15 protein-coding genes are annotated in these 16,299 nt (G+C 47.3%); 7 read left to right on the forward strand and 8 right to left on the reverse strand.

The features are described from left to right. Nucleotides 1-20 precede the first annotated feature (20 nt). Nucleotides 21-1,475 (forward strand): Gfo/Idh/MocA family protein, encoded by a 1,455-nt coding sequence (locus BMW79_RS02930; protein WP_089890323.1) that lies wholly within the window; start codon nucleotides 21-23, stop codon nucleotides 1,473-1,475. Between the two features lie 152 nt (nucleotides 1,476-1,627). After that, nucleotides 1,628-2,284 (forward strand): hypothetical protein, encoded by a 657-nt coding sequence (locus BMW79_RS02935; protein WP_089890326.1) that lies wholly within the window; start codon nucleotides 1,628-1,630, stop codon nucleotides 2,282-2,284. Here the strand turns inward: BMW79_RS02935 and BMW79_RS02940 are convergent. From BMW79_RS02940 to BMW79_RS02950, 3 genes are all read right to left on the reverse strand, one after another. After that, on the reverse strand, nucleotides 2,281-3,573 hold the full coding sequence (locus tag BMW79_RS02940) for a D-alanyl-D-alanine carboxypeptidase/D-alanyl-D-alanine-endopeptidase (protein WP_089890329.1): 1,293 nt from the start codon (nucleotides 3,571-3,573) through the stop codon (nucleotides 2,281-2,283). The two genes, BMW79_RS02935 and BMW79_RS02940, sit on opposite strands and share 4 nt — an antisense overlap. A 104-nt stretch (nucleotides 3,574-3,677) precedes the next feature. Next, the gene (locus BMW79_RS02945; RefSeq protein WP_089890332.1) at nucleotides 3,678-5,009 is read right to left on the reverse strand and encodes a Gfo/Idh/MocA family protein; all 1,332 of its coding nucleotides are present in this window, start codon (nucleotides 5,007-5,009) and stop codon (nucleotides 3,678-3,680) included. Between the two features lie 41 nt (nucleotides 5,010-5,050). Beyond that, nucleotides 5,051-6,016: a formylglycine-generating enzyme family protein gene (locus BMW79_RS02950; RefSeq protein ID WP_089890334.1), complete on the reverse strand. Its 966-nt coding sequence runs from the start codon at nucleotides 6,014-6,016 to the stop codon at nucleotides 5,051-5,053. Between the two features lie 176 nt (nucleotides 6,017-6,192). On the opposite strand from BMW79_RS02950, the gene BMW79_RS02955 reads away from it, so the two are divergent. From BMW79_RS02955 to BMW79_RS33795, 4 genes are all read left to right on the forward strand, one after another. After that, nucleotides 6,193-7,125 carry a hydroxypyruvate isomerase family protein gene (locus tag BMW79_RS02955; RefSeq protein ID WP_089890337.1) on the forward strand — a complete coding sequence of 311 codons (933 nt, stop codon included), beginning with the start codon at nucleotides 6,193-6,195 and terminating at the stop codon, nucleotides 7,123-7,125. A 93-nt stretch (nucleotides 7,126-7,218) separates the two neighbouring features. Continuing rightward, nucleotides 7,219-7,569: a phage holin family protein gene (locus BMW79_RS02960; RefSeq protein WP_089890339.1), complete on the forward strand. Its 351-nt coding sequence runs from the start codon at nucleotides 7,219-7,221 to the stop codon at nucleotides 7,567-7,569. Nucleotides 7,570-7,603: 34 nt separating this feature from the next. After that, nucleotides 7,604-9,577 carry an alpha-ketoacid dehydrogenase subunit alpha/beta gene (locus tag BMW79_RS02965; RefSeq protein WP_089890342.1) on the forward strand — a complete coding sequence of 658 codons (1,974 nt, stop codon included), beginning with the start codon at nucleotides 7,604-7,606 and terminating at the stop codon, nucleotides 9,575-9,577. A gap of 71 nt (nucleotides 9,578-9,648) precedes the next feature. Continuing rightward, complete coding sequence (locus BMW79_RS33795) at nucleotides 9,649-9,792, forward strand: hypothetical protein (RefSeq protein WP_177192020.1); 144 nt, start codon at nucleotides 9,649-9,651, stop codon at nucleotides 9,790-9,792. Nucleotides 9,793-9,921: 129 nt separating this feature from the next. Here BMW79_RS33795 and BMW79_RS02970 read toward each other — a convergent pair whose 3' ends face one another. The 4 genes from BMW79_RS02970 to BMW79_RS02985 form a co-directional block, all read right to left on the reverse strand. Next, on the reverse strand, nucleotides 9,922-11,301 hold the full coding sequence (locus BMW79_RS02970) for a TlpA disulfide reductase family protein (protein ID WP_089890344.1): 1,380 nt from the start codon (nucleotides 11,299-11,301) through the stop codon (nucleotides 9,922-9,924). Nucleotides 11,302-11,509: 208 nt separating this feature from the next. Next, a complete protein-coding gene (locus tag BMW79_RS02975) occupies nucleotides 11,510-12,052 on the reverse strand; it encodes an O-acetyl-ADP-ribose deacetylase (RefSeq protein WP_089890347.1) in 543 nt (180 codons plus the stop codon). Nucleotides 12,053-12,055: 3 nt separating this feature from the next. Beyond that, a complete protein-coding gene (locus BMW79_RS02980) occupies nucleotides 12,056-12,808 on the reverse strand; it encodes an NYN domain-containing protein (protein WP_089890350.1) in 753 nt (250 codons plus the stop codon). A 120-nt stretch (nucleotides 12,809-12,928) separates the two neighbouring features. Next, nucleotides 12,929-13,399: a Dps family protein gene (locus BMW79_RS02985; protein WP_089890353.1), complete on the reverse strand. Its 471-nt coding sequence runs from the start codon at nucleotides 13,397-13,399 to the stop codon at nucleotides 12,929-12,931. 177 nt (nucleotides 13,400-13,576) lie between these two features. Between BMW79_RS02985 and BMW79_RS02990 the strand changes: the two genes are divergently transcribed. Continuing rightward, entirely contained in the window at nucleotides 13,577-14,770 is a 1,194-nt protein-coding gene (locus tag BMW79_RS02990; RefSeq protein ID WP_089890356.1) for an MFS transporter, read from the forward strand. 3 nt (nucleotides 14,771-14,773) lie between these two features. Here the strand turns inward: BMW79_RS02990 and rmuC are convergent, their stop codons facing one another. Continuing rightward, nucleotides 14,774-16,213 (reverse strand): DNA recombination protein RmuC, encoded by a 1,440-nt coding sequence (gene rmuC, locus BMW79_RS02995; RefSeq protein ID WP_089890359.1) that lies wholly within the window; start codon nucleotides 16,211-16,213, stop codon nucleotides 14,774-14,776. Nucleotides 16,214-16,299: the final 86 nt, after the last annotated feature.

Raw genomic sequence — 16,299 nt, forward strand, 5'->3', positions numbered from 1 at the left:
ATCCAGAAAACTTCACATCAATGATTCCAGAAAAAAAGAATGAGGGAGAAAACAATGTATCCCGCAGATCATTCCTGAGAAACGGTGCGCTTGCCGCCGCCGGTTTCATGATAGTTCCACGTCATGTATTAGGCAGAGGCTATGTTGCCCCCAGCGATCGCCTGCGCGTAGCAGGTATCGGTGTTGGCGGTAAAGGCTTCAGCGATATATCTGAGTTTGCCAAAGGTCCGGCTGATATTACTTTCCTCTGTGATGTAGACCAACGTCGTGCAGCCGAAGCCGTTAAGAAATTCCCTAAAGCGAAGTTCTACACCGACTTCCGCGAAATGTTTGACAAGGAACACAAAAACTTCGACGCCGTTTCCGTATCTACTCCGGATCATACGCATGCCGTAGCTGCGATGGGTGCTATGCAGCTGAAGAAAGATGTATATGTTCAGAAACCATTAACACACGACATCTACGAAGCCCGTATGCTTACACAGGGTGCCAACAAGCACAAAATTGTAAGCCAGATGGGTAACCAGGGTTCCTCCGGCGACGGCGTTCGCCAGCTGATGGAATGGTACAATGCCGGTCTTGTGGGTGATGTACACACCATTTACTGCTGGACAGATCGTCCGGTATGGCCACAGGGCGTTCCCTGGCCAACCACCCGCCAGGATGTTCCCAAAGAACTGAACTGGGATCTGTGGTTAGGTACCGCTCCTAAAAAAGACTATGTGGATAACCTGGTACCATTCAACTGGCGCGGCTGGTGGGATTACGGTACCGGCGCTATCGGCGACATGGGCTGTCATATCATTGAACCTCCTTTCCGTGTACTTGGCCTGGGCTATCCTACTTCCGTAGAATGCAGCGTTGGTAGCGTATATGTAGGAGAATTTACCCGTGGCTACTTCCCTGAAAGCTGCCCTCCTTCTTCCCATGTTATCATGAAATTCCCTGGTAAAAATGGTAAAGAAGTTACCCTCCACTGGATGGACGGTGGTATTCAGCCAGAACGTCCGGAAGAACTGGGACCAAACGAAACCATGGGCGACGGTGGTAACGGTGCGCTCTTCATCGGCGATAAAGGTAAAATGATGTGTGGTACTTATGGTATGTATCCTAAGTTACTGCCTACTTCCCGCACCAACGAAGCCAATGTACCACAAACTATTGCACGTGTACCGGAAGGCCACTACGTTCAATGGGTAAATGCCGCTATTGCCGGCTACGGCAGCAAACAGCAGAAAGCACTCAGCTCTCCGTTTGATATTGCAGGCCCACTCACAGAAACGATCCTGATGGCTAACCTGGCCATCCGTAGCTTCGATATCCGCAAGGCAAAAGCCAACGGTAAAGGATTCGACTACCCAGGCCGCTATATCAAGCTGCTCTGGGATGGTAACAACATGAAGATTACCAACTTCGACGAAGCCAACCAGTTCGTAAAACGGACTTACCGCGACGGCTGGTCACTGGGAGTATAATATTCACAATCATAGAAAGTATAAATGCCGCGACGATCTCGCGGCATTTTTCTTTTATATACATTAAAATGTCATTAGCCGGACGCTAATGGCCTTTTTTTTGCATAATTTTATACTATTCAACGTTATAGCAATAGCAACCATATAGTTTTATGAAAAAACACTACTTTCTCATAGCTATCCTTTTCATGGTTACAGCACTTTTTTCCTGCAGTAAGGAAATGAGTACTGAGGGAGAAGGTAATTTGCCTCCGACCAGCCATTGCGATTATGCCCCCTACACCAACGGCTCCTCCTTTTCCTACATCAATGTAAACCGTTCCAAAGACACCGTTGCCTATACCCTTACCGTTTCAGAAGACACCACCATCAATGGTATTCTATATAAAAAAGTGGGAAACGACAGCGTGTTCACCTGCTCTAACTGTAAAGATGGAATCTACACGCAAGTGGCCAGCATCCTTACTTTCCAGGGATATAGCGCAGATGATCTGAAATTAACTTACCTGAAAGATAATGTGCCGGTAGGCACCATGTGGCAGGATACCATCACCGTAAGCAACGGAGGCGCCAGTACTTCCGGCATCCTGGAATTTACGGTTATGGAAAAAGATATTACCAAAGCGGTGAATGGAAAAGATTATGCATCCGTGATTGCCATAAAAATGGACGCTTACGCCATTGTACTCGGTAATCCCGTGTCTGTAGGCACTATCTCCACCAGCTACTATGGAAAAGGCGTAGGACTGATAGAAGCAGACCAGCTACAGGACACCACCCGTATTGTATCGTATACCCTGCAACCTTAATACTCCTTCGACACCATCGTCAGCAAACGCTCTACTGCCCTTCTCACACTGGACGGCGATTCATGATGATTATTGACCATCACACTAAAGATCAACGTCTTCTTTTTCTTTGTTTCCAGGTAACCACTCAGGGCCACCACGCCATTCAGGGTTCCGGTTTTTGCATGCACGGATAACTGCTGATAATAATTTTTCAGCGTTCCTTTTCCGCCGGCAGGAAATAAACGGTAAAGTCTTTCTTTCGGAAACTGCTCCTGCATAAGTGTCAGCACCCGTACAAAATCGCGGGGTGTAAACAGATCGTAGCGCGAAAGACCAGAGCCATCCTCCCATTGCGGCGGATGCGGTAAACTTTTCAGGTCGTTGGCCAACAGGTAATTAATAGTATGATCGCTGCTAAGCGTATCCCAGAGCCGGGAAGCAGCCATCATCAGGGTTTGTTCTGCGAAAAAATTATCGCTGCGCTCCATCATCGGTATAAACAGGGAATCTACCGGGAGACTTCCCAATATGGTATACTTCACTTTGGGTGGTACAACGGCCAGGCCTATACGCTTATGCAGTGTATCTTCCAGGCGTTGCCGCAGTTCCTGCACAGAGCCGGTGAGAAAAGGCACTTCTGCTTTCAGCAGGCTTCTGTCTCTGGGGTTATATTTCAGGTAGAAGAAATTGTTTCGTTCATCCCTCGACGTGATAGCTTCGCTGAGGGTATCATCTTCCGAAATATCAAGATCATAAATGGCAGGTACAATGCTGTTGCTATCACGCTGATGGCGGATACGCACGACGTTACCATACATGGGCCATTCGTTCAGTTCCGGTTGATAATCGTCTGCGTAATCATTCCAGGCCCAGCCTGAGCGGTACCGCAGGTTGGTATTCACACCAGGTACCAGGTATATCTTTTTAGTGGTTTGTTGCAGCAATTGCAGGAGAGGCTGATAGGTATAGTCGGGATGAAGAAAGGACGGATCGCCCATTCCCTTTACAAACAAGGCGGTGTCATTTTCGTAGTAACGTGCTGCCGGCAAGGAATCTCCCAGCAGTTTCAGTCCGGCATACAGGGAAAATATCTTCATATTGGACGCCGGCGTGAAATACTTGTTGTCCTGGTACTGATACCAGTATTTTCCGGTGGCCGGTTCATAGATACAAATCCCTACATGTGCCTGTTCCATCGGCGTTTTATACAGCAGTTCCGTTTCCGCCCACTTCTTTATGGCTGGCACCTGTGCGGACACATGCTCTGCTATGACCAGGGAGATCATTACTACCAGTAATTTTTTCATAGCTGGAAATTACGAATTGTGCGGAACGAAACAGGGATTTGTGGTCAGATCGTTTTACTGATCGTTCCGCAAATCCCTGCTACTTTGTGTTTTGCTACTTTTTATCAGGTAAAGTATTTGGTGATACCTGGTTTCGCATAAGCATAATTACCAGATGCATCCGGTGTTACCGGTGGAATTGCATCAAATGAATATGTTTTCGGATGCAGATCCAGGCCGGAGTTAAGCGCTACATTCCAGTCGATCACCTGACCGGAGTAAGTGGCGAGTCGGCCTATGATAGCAGAAAGCGTGGTGTGTGCGCCTCTTTCTGCATCTGCAAATTTGTATTCTCCTTTGGCGATTGCGGCAAAGAGTTCGTCGTGTTCTGTCTGATAAGGATTGTTTTCCTGTTTCTTATCAAACTGGTACAGCACTTTCCCTTTGTGGTCTACTATCTGTGCCTTATCGCAATAGATACGGCCCTTTGTTCCCACGATTTCTTCATCTACCTTGCTGGGAGCGTCTTTCCAATGGCGGCACTGACTGTTCATCACTACCCCGTTGGCATAACGGTACTCTACAAAGTGGTGGTCAAAAATTTCACCGTATTCCTTACCCGTACGAACAGCGCGGCCACCCATACCACTGGCGGTAACGGGTGTTTGTCCCATAAACCAGTTACCCACATCGATATTGTGAATATGTTGTTCTACGATATGATCGCCGCAGAGCCAGTTGAAATAATACCAGTTACGCATCTGGTATTCCATTTCGGTATATTCCGGTTTGCGTGGTTTTACCCACAGCGCGCCCTGGTTCCACCATACCTGTGCAGACAGCATATCGCCGATCATACCATCCTGGAAGCGTTTGTACAGTTCGCGGTAAGAGTTCTGGTAGCGGCGTTGCAAACCTACTACTACGTTGAGTTTCTTGGTTTTGGCAACCGCTGCGGCTTCCAGCACCTTTTTAATACCGGCAGGATCTGTTGCTACCGGCTTCTCCATAAATACGTGTTTGCCTTGTCTTACTGCCTCTTCGAAATGAATAGGCCGGAAACCCGGAGGGGTGGCCAGGATCACTACGTCGGCCAGTGCAATGGCTTGTTTATATGCGTCGAAGCCCAGGAATTTATTGCTTTCCGGTACGTTTACCCGGTTAGCTTTATCGCCCAGTGCTTCTTTAATGTCGTTGTAGCTGTTGCTCAACCTGTCGGGGAAAGCATCTGCCATGGCCACCAGCTGCACATTTTCTTTTGTGCTGAGCGCCTGGGTAGCAGCACCGGTACCGCGTCCGCCACAGCCAATCAGGGCTATTTTGATAACACCGGTAGAACCTGAGAAATAATTTGCTTTTGATAGGATAGGCATTGCCAGCAGACCACCCGCCAGCAAAGTAGTTTGCTTGACGAAATCGCGGCGTCCTTCACCGTGGGATTTTTTTTCGTTGTCCATAAATGAATAAGATTTTTTAGATTTTAGTAGTTTGAATCTTTCTAACGTGCACCTTTATATTTAGCGATCATCTCTTCAAAAAATGTAGCAGCTTCTTCTGCTGTGGGTTGTTTTACGGGTCTTACCACTCTGAAACCAACAAAGGGCGCATCCGCATTCCACCAGGAACTTTTTGGTATCTGTGGATCGCGACGGTTCCAGATCGGGTCTGATTTCAAACGGGCAGCGCTGCGGAGCAGGGGGGCCTCATCCTGGAAACTGCCGCCTTTGAGCGTTCTTGGTGTTTTTGCGGTTGGCTGTGTCCATGGGTCTGTAGCGTTGGCATTGGCTACACCGTTTTCATCGTATTGATCCAGGGTCCATTCTTCCACGTTACCCAGCATATCGTATAGTCCCCATGCGTTAGGCTTCAGTTGCCCTACTTTATGGTATTTATTATCACTGTTACCCTTGAACCAGGCATAGTCTTTTAACTGTGCTGCATCCGTACCAAAAGGATACGCAGTGGTGGAACCGGCCCTGCAGGCATATTCCCATTCTGCGGCAGTAGGCAGACGGTAGAAGATACCGGTTTTGATATACAGCCACTGGCAATACATCAGGGCGCCATACTGGCTCATGCTGTTGGCCGGAAAGCCGCCTGCTTTACCCATTCCTAAGGTCAGGTCAATATATGGAGGACTGGGACGGGTCATACCATCCGGTACGGGTGTTTTATCTTTTTCTGCATCTGCGTAAATATCATATTCATCGAAAGTGACTTCCATGGCGCCCATCCAGAAATCGGACACGGCTACTTTCTTCGCGGGGCCTTCATCTTTGTTCCTGCCTTTTTCATTGTCCGGGCTTCCCAGTTGGAAGCTTCCCCCCTTTACGGGTACCATTTTAAAACTGACATCGGTTCCCGGAATCTGCTGGCTATAAGCTTCGAATGCCTGTTTTGTCTGCGCTACAACAACCTGGCTGAACAGTCCGCTCAGCAGTAAGGTCACATACGGTTTAGTCATCTAACGTGAATTGAAATATAAGTGGGTGAATCTAAAAAAAACTAATCTGGAAAGCAATATTTTTTGATGAATGCGAAAATGGGCTGATGAATTGAATATTTTTCATCAATGTTAGTATTTCCTTCGAAAACCTATTAAATTTAGCTTCCTGTCAATCTTACAATCAATCTATCGTTATGGAAAGAAGAAAATTCCTGCAAAACGGCACCCTCGCCGGTATCTCAGCACTGGCACTGGGAGGTATGACCAATGCTGCGCAGGCTGCCAACAAGAACAATGAAAGCACGGCCGGAAAGCCGTTTAACATGGACTATGCTCCTCATGACGGCATGTTTAAAAACAGTGCCGGCGGAAAGGATTTCCTGGATCAGATTAAATATATGTACGACCAGGGATTCCGGTCTATAGAAGATAATGGTATGTTAGGACGGAGTCCTGCCGAACAATCCAAAATCGGTGATCTGCTCGCCAAGCTGGGCATGACCATGGGCGTATTTGTGGTAGACACGGGCAACAACTGGAAACCATCCCTTGCTACGGGTAAACAGGAGTTTAAAGATGTTTTTATCAAAACCTGCAAAACCAGCGTAGAAACCGCCAAACGATGCAACGCCAAATGGGCCACTGTGGTACCCGGCTACTTTGAACGCAACCTGCCGATCGGTGTACAAACCGCCAACGTGATTGATGCACTGCGTGCCGGTGCAGAAATTTTTGAGCCACATGGCCTGATCATGGTGCTGGAACCACTCAGCGATAACCCGGATCTTTTTCTGCGTACCGCCGAGCAAAGCTTTGAAGTGTGTAAAGCAGTGAAAAGCCCCTCCTGCAAAATATTATACGATATCTATCATATGCAGCGTAATACCGGTAACCTCATTCCTGTAATGGACTGGTGCTGGGACGAAATTGCCTATATCCAGATCGGCGATAACCCCGGTCGTAAAGAACCGGGCACCGGCGAAATCAACTACAAGAATATCTTTAAACATCTTCATAATAAAGGATATAAAGGTGTTTTGGGAATGGAGCATGGAATCGCCGGGCAGGGAAAAGCCGGAGAAGAGGCCCTGATCAAGGCATACCGCGACGCAGATAGTTTCCTGTAAACTCTTTAGCTGTTAGTTATCGGGCGATAACTAACAGCTAAACTTTGCCATTCGCCGTTTTTTTCGTTAACTTAACTAGTAAAACAAATCAACATGGGTTTCCTGCTCCGTATACTAGTTAGTGCTTTAGCCGCAATGTTAACCGCCTATCTGCTGAAACCGGCAGTAAAGGTGGATAGTTTTGTAACTGCGCTGATCCTGGCGCTGGTACTGGCGTTGTTGAATGCCCTTGTTAAACCGCTGCTTATTCTGCTTACTTTCCCGGTAACCATTGTTACCCTGGGACTTTTCCTCTTTGTGATCAATGCACTGATCATTTTGCTGGCCGCAAAACTGGTACCCGGCTTTAAAGTTGATGGTTTCTGGTGGGCGCTGCTCTTCAGCATTGTAATGACCATCATTAACAGTGTGATGATCAGTCTTGCCGGCGGCAACAACGACTAGCCCATCCCATCACTGCCTGTTTAAAAGTACATCCATGCATTTTGACCGGTCAGATCTCAGCGATACCCAATTACAATCTTTCTATAAAGCGTTGGTATATCCCCGCCTTATAGAAGAGAAAATGCTATTATTATTACGACAGGGCAAAATCAGTAAATGGTTTTCTGGTATCGGCCAGGAAGCGATTGCTGTAGGCGCCACGCTGGCGCTGGAAGCAGATGAGTGGATCCTTCCTCTGCATCGCAACCTGGGTGTATTTACCTCCCGGGAAATGCCACTGGATAAATTGCTTCAGCAGTGGCAGGGCAGTGAAGATGGCTACAGCAAAGGGCGGGAACGCTCTTTTCACTTTGGCAGCCGGCCACATCATATCTGTGGCATGATCTCTCACCTGGGGCCTCAGTTGTCGATAGCCGATGGTATTGCGCTGGCCCATCAACTTAAAAAAGAACAAAAGGTATCCCTGGCCTTTACCGGTGAAGGCGGCACCAGCGAGGGAGAATTTCATGAAGCCCTGAACGTGGCCGCTGTATGGGGATTGCCCGTTATCTTTCTCATAGAAAATAATGGCTACGGGCTCAGCACCCCGGTGAGCGAGCAATATCACTGCAGCAGCCTGGTAGATAAAGCCATTGGTTACGGCATGGAAGGCGTCCAGGTAGATGGCAATAACCTGCTGGAAGTATATCAGACTATCCGGACAGCCCGTGCATATGCTATCAGCCAGCAAAAGCCAGTGCTGATAGAAGCCATGACCTTCCGCATGCGCGGCCATGAAGAAGCCAGTGGCGTGAAATATGTGCCCCCGGCCTTGTTGGAAGAATGGAGCAAAAAAGATCCAATTGCACAATACGAGGCCTTCCTCCAGCAAACGGGGATCCTCAGCGCGGACAGCAGGACGGCCATCCGGGAGGAACTGAAACACCATATAGAGCAACAAGTAGCTAATGGCCTCACAGATACGCCACCAATTGCCGATATCCAAACAGAATTAGACGACTTATACGCTCCAGGATCCGCTCCGGTAGCAGCTTCAGGACCATCTTCCGAAAAACGCTTTATCAATGCCTTGTCCGAAGGCCTGAAACAGGCCATGGAACAACATCCGGAGCTGATCCTGATGGGACAGGACATCGCCGCCTATGGGGGCGCCTTTAAAATTACAGAAGGCTTCCTGGAAAAATTTGGCGCCGGCCGCGTACGTAACACGCCTCTTTGCGAAAGCGCTATCATCGGCGCCGCGCTGGGCTTATCTATCGGCGGATTCAAAAGCATGGTGGAAATGCAATTCGGCGATTTTGTGACCTGTGGCTTCAACCAGATTGTGAATAACCTCGCGAAAATACATTACCGCTGGGGCCAGCACGCAGATGTGGTGATCCGGATGCCCGCCGGTGGCGGCGTTGGTGCAGGTCCCTTTCACTCGCAGACCAACGAAGCCTGGTTTACCCATGTTCCCGGTCTGAAAGTGGTATATCCCTCCAATCCTGCGGATGCCAAAGGCCTGCTTACTGCGGCACTGGCAGATCCCAACCCTGTATTATACTTTGAACACAAAGCGCTGTATCGCAGTATCAGCGGGCCTGTTCCGGAGAACTATTATACCATTGAGATAGGAAAAGCAGCACTGGTACAGCCTGGCGAAGATATCAGTATTATCACCTGGGGCAGCGGTGTGCACTGGGCATTGGAATATACCCAGCAACATCCGGAATTTTCCATCGGTATCCTAGACTTGCGTAGCCTCGTTCCACTGGATTACACTGCCATCCAGGATATAGTATCGGCCACAGGTAAGGTGCTCATTCTTCATGAAGATACACTTACCGGCGGTTTTGGTGCTGAAATCAGCGCCTGGATCGCAGAACACTGCTTTCACCTGCTGGATGCACCCGTGATGCGATGCGCCAGCCTCGATACTCCCATTCCTTTTGCCACCTCACTGGAAAAAAATTTTCTTGCGAAAGCAAGGCTGGACAAGTACATCCGTCAATTAACCAGCTGGTAACAGGCGGTTTGATTGGGAATATGCACTGAAAGTTTTAATTTGCACTCAGAATAATATAAAATCATTATACAATGTTGACAACTCTTTTAACAGTAGTACACACCACCAACTTTTACAAAGTTGGCGATAGCATCGGAGGTTTCCTGGCGCCTGTAGCCATTATTGTTTTTGCGGCCATGTTCCTGTATGCCTGGGTGAAGTACGCAAAACTCTAGTCAAAAAGTTTTTTCACATCGCATTATAAAGATAATGGGCCGTCTCGCTGAGACGGCCCATTATGCTGTTTAGACGTAATTATAGCGCCGTCCCGATATGGAGACGGCTTTGCTATTGTTTCAGGAAGATTATCCTTTAGTCAGCGTTTTCTCAATCAGCGCCTTTAATTCCGGTGTAGACGGACGAGGGGCATCGATATTCACAATATTCCCTTTCTGATCAAATACCATAAAACGGGGAATCCCTTTGATATCGTAGTTTTTGGTGATATCGCTCCAGCCGTTAACGAAGATCTGAATCCCTTTCATTTCCTGTTGTTTTACAAAATCGATCCATTTCTGTTTGTCTTTGGCTTCGTCTACAGAGCAGCCGAGGAATACAACGTTCTTGCCTTCCATTTCTTCTTCCAGTTTGCTGAGATGAGGCATTTCGGCTTTACAGGGACCGCACCAGGTAGCCCAAACATCCACCACCACTACTTTTCCTTTCAAATCTGTCAGCGAGACCTTTTTACCGTTGATATCTTCACCGGAGAAATTAATGGCAGCTTCGCCCGCAGCAAAGTGGCGTAATGATTTCTCATAAGCGAGATAACGGGCTTTCTGAACGTCAGTTACCAGGTATTGCTGTACAGGCGCAATGGCCTCTGTTAAGCCTTCAAAGGTTTTATAGCTGCTCAGGTTACTGGTGATGGCCACAGCCTTAATGCTGTCATTGCCAAATAATGCCGACACATTTGCCAGTCTTTCTTCGGGCTTTGGTCTTTCTTTCGGTTGATGAGTGATCATGTAGTAGCTCGCGTACAGCCCGATCACATCGGCGCCGTCACCACTTTGCAATAATCTCGCGTCATTGTATTTATTATCCTTTACAATCTGTTTGTAATAAGGTGTATAGTCTTCCTGTTTCGGGTGTTTGGTGCGGGGAGTGAGCAAAAACAACATCGCAGCCTGTTCTACATCCACCTCCATTTCAAACTTTAGCAGTTCATTGAACTTCTTATTAGGTGTGTTCACCATTTTTTTGAATCCGGGCATTTTTGTTACGAATGCCTCCAGCTTCGGGAAATAAGACAGATACGTAGAAGAGTCGATGCTCTTTGCGGGATTCATCAATTCTTTCACCTGCTGGTCCCATTGGTGCAAAGCTTTGTTTTCCGGTGTACCTGATTGCAGCGTATAGTCGCCGCCGTTAAGCGTGAGTTGAAGCTGCTCCCCTCCTTTCAGGTAAATTCTTGCGTCACGACCCTTGAAACCGGGTGTGGATAAGTAATAAAATCCTTCTTTGGGCGCGGGCATGGCAAATGCGAAGGCTTGCTGGTCGTTTACTACAGCAGTAGCGATTTCTTCTTTTCTACCTTCCACCACTCTGGAAAGGGTAATTTTTTTAACGTTTTCATTACTGGCTTTTCCTTGTATCACGGAAAGCGTGGATCCCGGCACAGGCCCGGCGAAGGCGCTGGTAAAGGCCATAGTGGCAATTACCGGCAGCAGACGGTGTAAATTCATTGCTCTTCTTTTAATGGTTGGTGGTTATTTTAAAATATGCGGCCAAATATAATAAAGCTTCCCTGATGAATGCAGGCATTATGTGTTAGCGGCGGAAAACCGGTATAAAGCTATCGTGTGAGGTAAAATGAGAATGATGAGCCGGCATTGGAATACCGGGGAAACTCCCGGTGGTGTTGCCAGGAACGGATTTCAAAATGGTTGGGGGTTATTCCTCCGGGCGCACATACTGGTTATAATAATGTTCTGCAAAACGCAGGTTCTCTTCATCAAAACAAACCAGGATCACCTCTTCTATCGCCTCATTTTCCGACAGATATTGCACAATAGTGTCCATGGCTATTTTGGCGGCCAGGTCTTTAGGGAAACGATAAATGCCTGTGCTGATATTCGGAAATGCAATAGTTTTCAGGTGATGCCGTGTTGCCAGCTCAAGGGAACGCCGGTAGCAACTGGCCAGCAAGAGGTCTTCTTCCCGGGTACCATTGTTCCAGACCGGGCCTACGGTGTGAATCACATGTTTTGCCGGTAACCGGCCTGCGGTGGTGATCACGGCCTCACCGGTTTTACATCCACCCTGCCGGGCTACAATAGCCCTGCAGTCGTTCAGGATCTCAGGGCCGCCAGCACGATGTATGGCGCCGTCTACGCCGCCACCACCCAACAGGGAGGAGTTGGCTGCGTTAACAATAACATCCACCTTTATTTTGGTGATGTCTCCCTGTATGATCCGGATCTTTCTGTATGCCATAGGTTATGCCGTTCTTACATATACCAGTTTGCCGGTTTTCTTACCGCTTTCCCTAATATCTATTTCAAAGTTGGGAAAACTCTTGAGTAATTGCAATAGCTTATTGAACCCATAGTTACGGGAATCAAAGTCAGGCTGTTTTTTCAACAGTAGGTTGCCCAGTTCACCGAGATATGCCCATCCATCTTCATCGGCAATATCATTGATGCTGGAAGACAGCATGGATACCAGTTGTTTATCTGCCTTACTGATGCTGTTAGTCCGCTTTTCTTTGGTGGTCCTTGTCTTATCGGTATCTGTTTTCTTTTCCTTTACCGCCAGAATTTCCAGGTAAATAAATTTATCGCAGGCGGCCCTGAAGGCGCTGGGTGTTTTTTGTTCTCCCATTCCATACACGATCATGCCGGCTTCGCGTAAACGGGTAGCTAAGCGGGTAAAATCGCTGTCGCTCGACACCAGGCAAAAGCCATCTACCCTGCCGGTGTACAATATGTCCATGGCATCGATGATCATGGCCGAATCGGTTGCATTTTTGCCGGAGGTATAGCTGTATTGCTGGATGGGTGTGATGGCATAGTCGAGCAGTACGCCTTTCCAGCCTACCACTGTGGGTTTGGTCCAGTCGCCATAGATTCTTTTAAAAGTAGGGTTACCATATTTGGCCACCTCTTCCAGCATCCCCTTGATATTATGATATGGAATGTTGTCAGCATCTATCAGCACAGCCAGGCGGAGGTCTTTCGTTGTATTGTCCATTGTTATTATTTTTGGGGATGAAGGGGTACACTAACAAATGTAGCCAATTACTGAAAACTAAAAACGTGCTGACTACAGTGATCTACTGCCGTCAGCACGTCGTTTTATCAGTTATATAACTTAGTTCAGGTAAGCACGGATCATCCAGGCCAGTTTGAGGTGTTTCTGCAGCATTTGGGTGGCAAAATCTGCAGCCCCTTTGTCCTTGTACTTTTCATCGAATTCATCGATCAGTCTGCGCAGGTTACGGATGATTGTTTCATGATCGTCCAGCAATTCTTTCAGTTGCTTTTTCTGATCGTTGGAGTATTCGGATTCCAGCAGGTTGGTCAGTTTCAGCACATCTGCGTAGCGGCCTTCTGCATAATGCCCGATGGAACGGATGTACTCTGCTACCTCATCGCCAAATTCTTCCAGTTGTTCGTATTGGTCTTCATAGAATTTATGAAGTTCCATGAAATTGCTTCCTTCAATGTTCCAATGAGAATTACGTGTTTTAGCATAGATCAATAATTCATCGGCCAGTACCTTATTCAACTCTAATGCTATTTTCTTTGTGTTTTCTGCTGAAACACCAATATTTACTTTCATATCATTGAATTTTTTTGGTTACTATAAATTTACTAATTAGGGAGATAGCTATCTATGATGATTGTCATGATTTAACAACCGGTTAATATAAACAGGTGACCCGATCCTTTTGTTCAGGCATCTCCGATGAGGCAATTACTTTGCTAAAATTGTACCATAGTCCCTAATTTTGTGGTCATGTATCAGTCGTCGGAGAGAATTTACAGTCTGCATTTCATATTACTTTGCCTGAGTAATGCCCTCTTTTCTGCCAGTTTCAACATGATGATTCCTGAGCTGCCAGCTTATCTGACGCGGATGGGTGGAGCGGATTATAAGGGATACATTATTGGTTTGTTCACTTTAATGGCGGGATTGTCGAGGCCTTTCAGCGGCAAACTCACTGATACGATCGGGCGTGTACCGGTGATGATTTTCGGTTCACTGGTATGTGTGGTGTGCAGCTTAATTTATCCGTTGATTAGTTCTGTGGGTGCGTTTCTGTTACTACGGTTCTTTCATGGGTTTTCTACCGGGTTTAAGCCAACGGGAACTTCCGCTTATGTATCTGATATGGTGCCGGTAACACGGCGTGGGGAGGCAATGGGCATGGTAGGACTATTCAGTACGATCGGTATGGCGATGGGACCTGCTATTGGCGGTTATGTGGCGGTACGATGGAATATTAACATTATGTTCCAGCTCTCTGCTGTATTTGCATTGCTGTCTGTGGTAATTCTTATTGGGATGAAGGAAACTCTTGTGAATAAGCAGCCTTTCCGTTTTTCCCTGCTAAAAATATCCGGCAGTGAAATTTTTGAACCATTGGTATGGTCGCCGGTGATCATCACTTTTCTGACCTATTTCAGTTATGGTGCTATCCTCACTATTATTCCTGATTTCAGCGCTTACCTGGGAATCAGCAATAAAGGATTATTCTTTACTTTTTTCACGGGTAGTTCTATTGGTATCCGCCTATTGGCGGGGAGGGTATCTGACCAGTTTGGGCGGGTGCCTGTTTTAAAGATTTCAGCGCTGATGATGGCTGGGTCCATGCTGATGATGGCACTCGCCAACAGCAGCCTGTTACTGCTTTCTGCGGCGGTTGTATATGGCATTTCAGTGGGACTGAATTCACCCGCCGTGACAGCATGGACTGTTGATCTGGGACGACCGGAGCATCGTGGCCGCGCACTGGCCAGTATGTACATTGCTATGGAAGCCGGGATTGGCCTTGGAGCCTATTTTTCGGCATTTATCTATAACAACCGTTCCACCAATTTCCCGGTTACATTCTATGTATTTGCCGGTATTACGCTGATGGCTACTTTGTATCTCAGCTTTATCTATAAGCCCCGGAAGCGCGTGGATGCTTCTCCACAGCAGGGATAGGATCTATTCTTCTGCCGGATCTTCGATACCTTTCGCCGGGATTACCGTGATTGGCTCGTCGCCAGGCAATTGCAAATCGAACGATTGATCAGCTGTCAGGTCTTTAGGCAATACTTTCTTATTGTCGAGCCCCAGTTTCCGCATCCTTTCGGCGCGTCCTACCAGGTTGCCATTCCCGGTGGATAACTTATTCATAGCCCCTTCATATTTTTCCTGGCTGCGTTTCAGGTATTCGCCGATCATGCCCATATCTTCTGCAAATCCTACAAACTTATCATACAGGGCGCTTCCCTGTCTTACTATTTCCTCAGCATTCTTGTTCTGTTTATCCAGCCGCCACATATTATCGATTACGCGGAGTGTGGCCAGCAAAGACGGAACGCTCACCAGGATGATTCTTTTGCGGAAGGCGAAGTCGTACAGGTCCTCTTCAATCTGCATAATCGCCAAAGCATATGCCGGTTCAATAGGAATGAACAGCATGACAAAGTCGGTGGTATTTTTATACAGCGTATGATACGCCTTTGCACTTAACTCGCTGATATGATTCTTTACAGATTGCAGGTGCATTTTGAGGGCGTACTTTTTATCATCTTCCGTAACCGCGCTGCAATATTGTTCGTACGCTTTCAGGGATACTTTGGAATCGATCACCAGTTGCCGGTTTTCCGGAAGCTGTAATACCAGGTCCGGTTTTCTCAATTGCCCGGTTTCGTCCCGCTGTGCATCCTGGGTAAAATAGTGCACTCCTTTTTCAAGTCCGGATGCTTCGAGTACCCGCTCCAGGATCATCTCTCCCCAGTTCCCCTGTTTCTTGGTATCTGCTTTCAGGGCGTTGGTGAGGTTATTGGCTTCCTTTGACAGGGTTTGATTCAGTTGTAATAACCGTTGCAACTCTTCTTTCAGTGCTGTTCGCTGTTCTGTTTCTGCAACAAGCGATTGCTGTACACTACTCCGGAAGTTATCTATCTTCTCTGCCAGGGGTTTCAACACATCATCCATCTTCACTTTGTTCTGCTCCATAAAACTGCCGGAAATACGCTGGAGCAACTGCTGGGCAGTATTTTCAAACTGAATTTTAAAATCCTGCTGCACCTGTTGTAGCCGCTCCTTCTCTCCGGACAATTGTTGCTGCAGGTATTTATTCTGCTCCATCATCCGTCCCTGTTCAGACATAAGTACTGAAAACTCTTCGTTTAACCGTTCCAGTTGATCCTGTTTCTCCCTGACCATCAATCCCTTATCATCCAGCATGTTTTGCAGGTACTGTTGTTTGGCCTCCAGCAGGTTATACTTTTCCTGTAGCGCAGCATGATTGCCCTGCCATACACTGAGCTGTTGTGCCTGCCCATCTGCCTGCGCCTGCTGCTGTTGTTTCGCAGCGAACAAAAGGTAGCCAAGCACCAGAACAGCAATTCCCGAAATGATTAATAGTATGAGCATGATAATTTCCTCTGAAGGCAAAATAGTTTTTTTCTACGCACTGAATCTGCGTTGCGGTGAAAGTGTGCGTTTTTTCCAAAAAGTCA

The organism is Chitinophaga arvensicola (genome assembly GCF_900110835.1).
In the GTDB taxonomy this organism is placed as follows: domain Bacteria; phylum Bacteroidota; class Bacteroidia; order Chitinophagales; family Chitinophagaceae; genus Chitinophaga; species Chitinophaga arvensicola.

Coding starts and splice junctions, on each gene's coding strand:
- BMW79_RS02930 (WP_089890323.1), top strand. CDS start 21: ATGATTCCAGAAAAAAAGAATGAGGGAGAAAACAATGTATCCCGCAGA.
- BMW79_RS02935 (WP_089890326.1), top strand. CDS start 1,628: ATGAAAAAACACTACTTTCTCATAGCTATCCTTTTCATGGTTACAGCA.
- BMW79_RS02940 (WP_089890329.1), bottom strand. CDS start 3,573: ATGAAAAAATTACTGGTAGTAATGATCTCCCTGGTCATAGCAGAGCAT.
- BMW79_RS02945 (WP_089890332.1), bottom strand. CDS start 5,009: ATGGACAACGAAAAAAAATCCCACGGTGAAGGACGCCGCGATTTCGTC.
- BMW79_RS02950 (WP_089890334.1), bottom strand. CDS start 6,016: ATGACTAAACCGTATGTGACCTTACTGCTGAGCGGACTGTTCAGCCAG.
- BMW79_RS02955 (WP_089890337.1), top strand. CDS start 6,193: ATGGAAAGAAGAAAATTCCTGCAAAACGGCACCCTCGCCGGTATCTCA.
- BMW79_RS02960 (WP_089890339.1), top strand. CDS start 7,219: ATGGGTTTCCTGCTCCGTATACTAGTTAGTGCTTTAGCCGCAATGTTA.
- BMW79_RS02965 (WP_089890342.1), top strand. CDS start 7,604: ATGCATTTTGACCGGTCAGATCTCAGCGATACCCAATTACAATCTTTC.
- BMW79_RS33795 (WP_177192020.1), top strand. CDS start 9,649: ATGTTGACAACTCTTTTAACAGTAGTACACACCACCAACTTTTACAAA.
- BMW79_RS02970 (WP_089890344.1), bottom strand. CDS start 11,301: ATGAATTTACACCGTCTGCTGCCGGTAATTGCCACTATGGCCTTTACC.
- BMW79_RS02975 (WP_089890347.1), bottom strand. CDS start 12,052: ATGGCATACAGAAAGATCCGGATCATACAGGGAGACATCACCAAAATA.
- BMW79_RS02980 (WP_089890350.1), bottom strand. CDS start 12,808: ATGGACAATACAACGAAAGACCTCCGCCTGGCTGTGCTGATAGATGCT.
- BMW79_RS02985 (WP_089890353.1), bottom strand. CDS start 13,399: ATGAAAGTAAATATTGGTGTTTCAGCAGAAAACACAAAGAAAATAGCA.
- BMW79_RS02990 (WP_089890356.1), top strand. CDS start 13,577: ATGTATCAGTCGTCGGAGAGAATTTACAGTCTGCATTTCATATTACTT.
- rmuC (WP_089890359.1), bottom strand. CDS start 16,213: ATGCTCATACTATTAATCATTTCGGGAATTGCTGTTCTGGTGCTTGGC.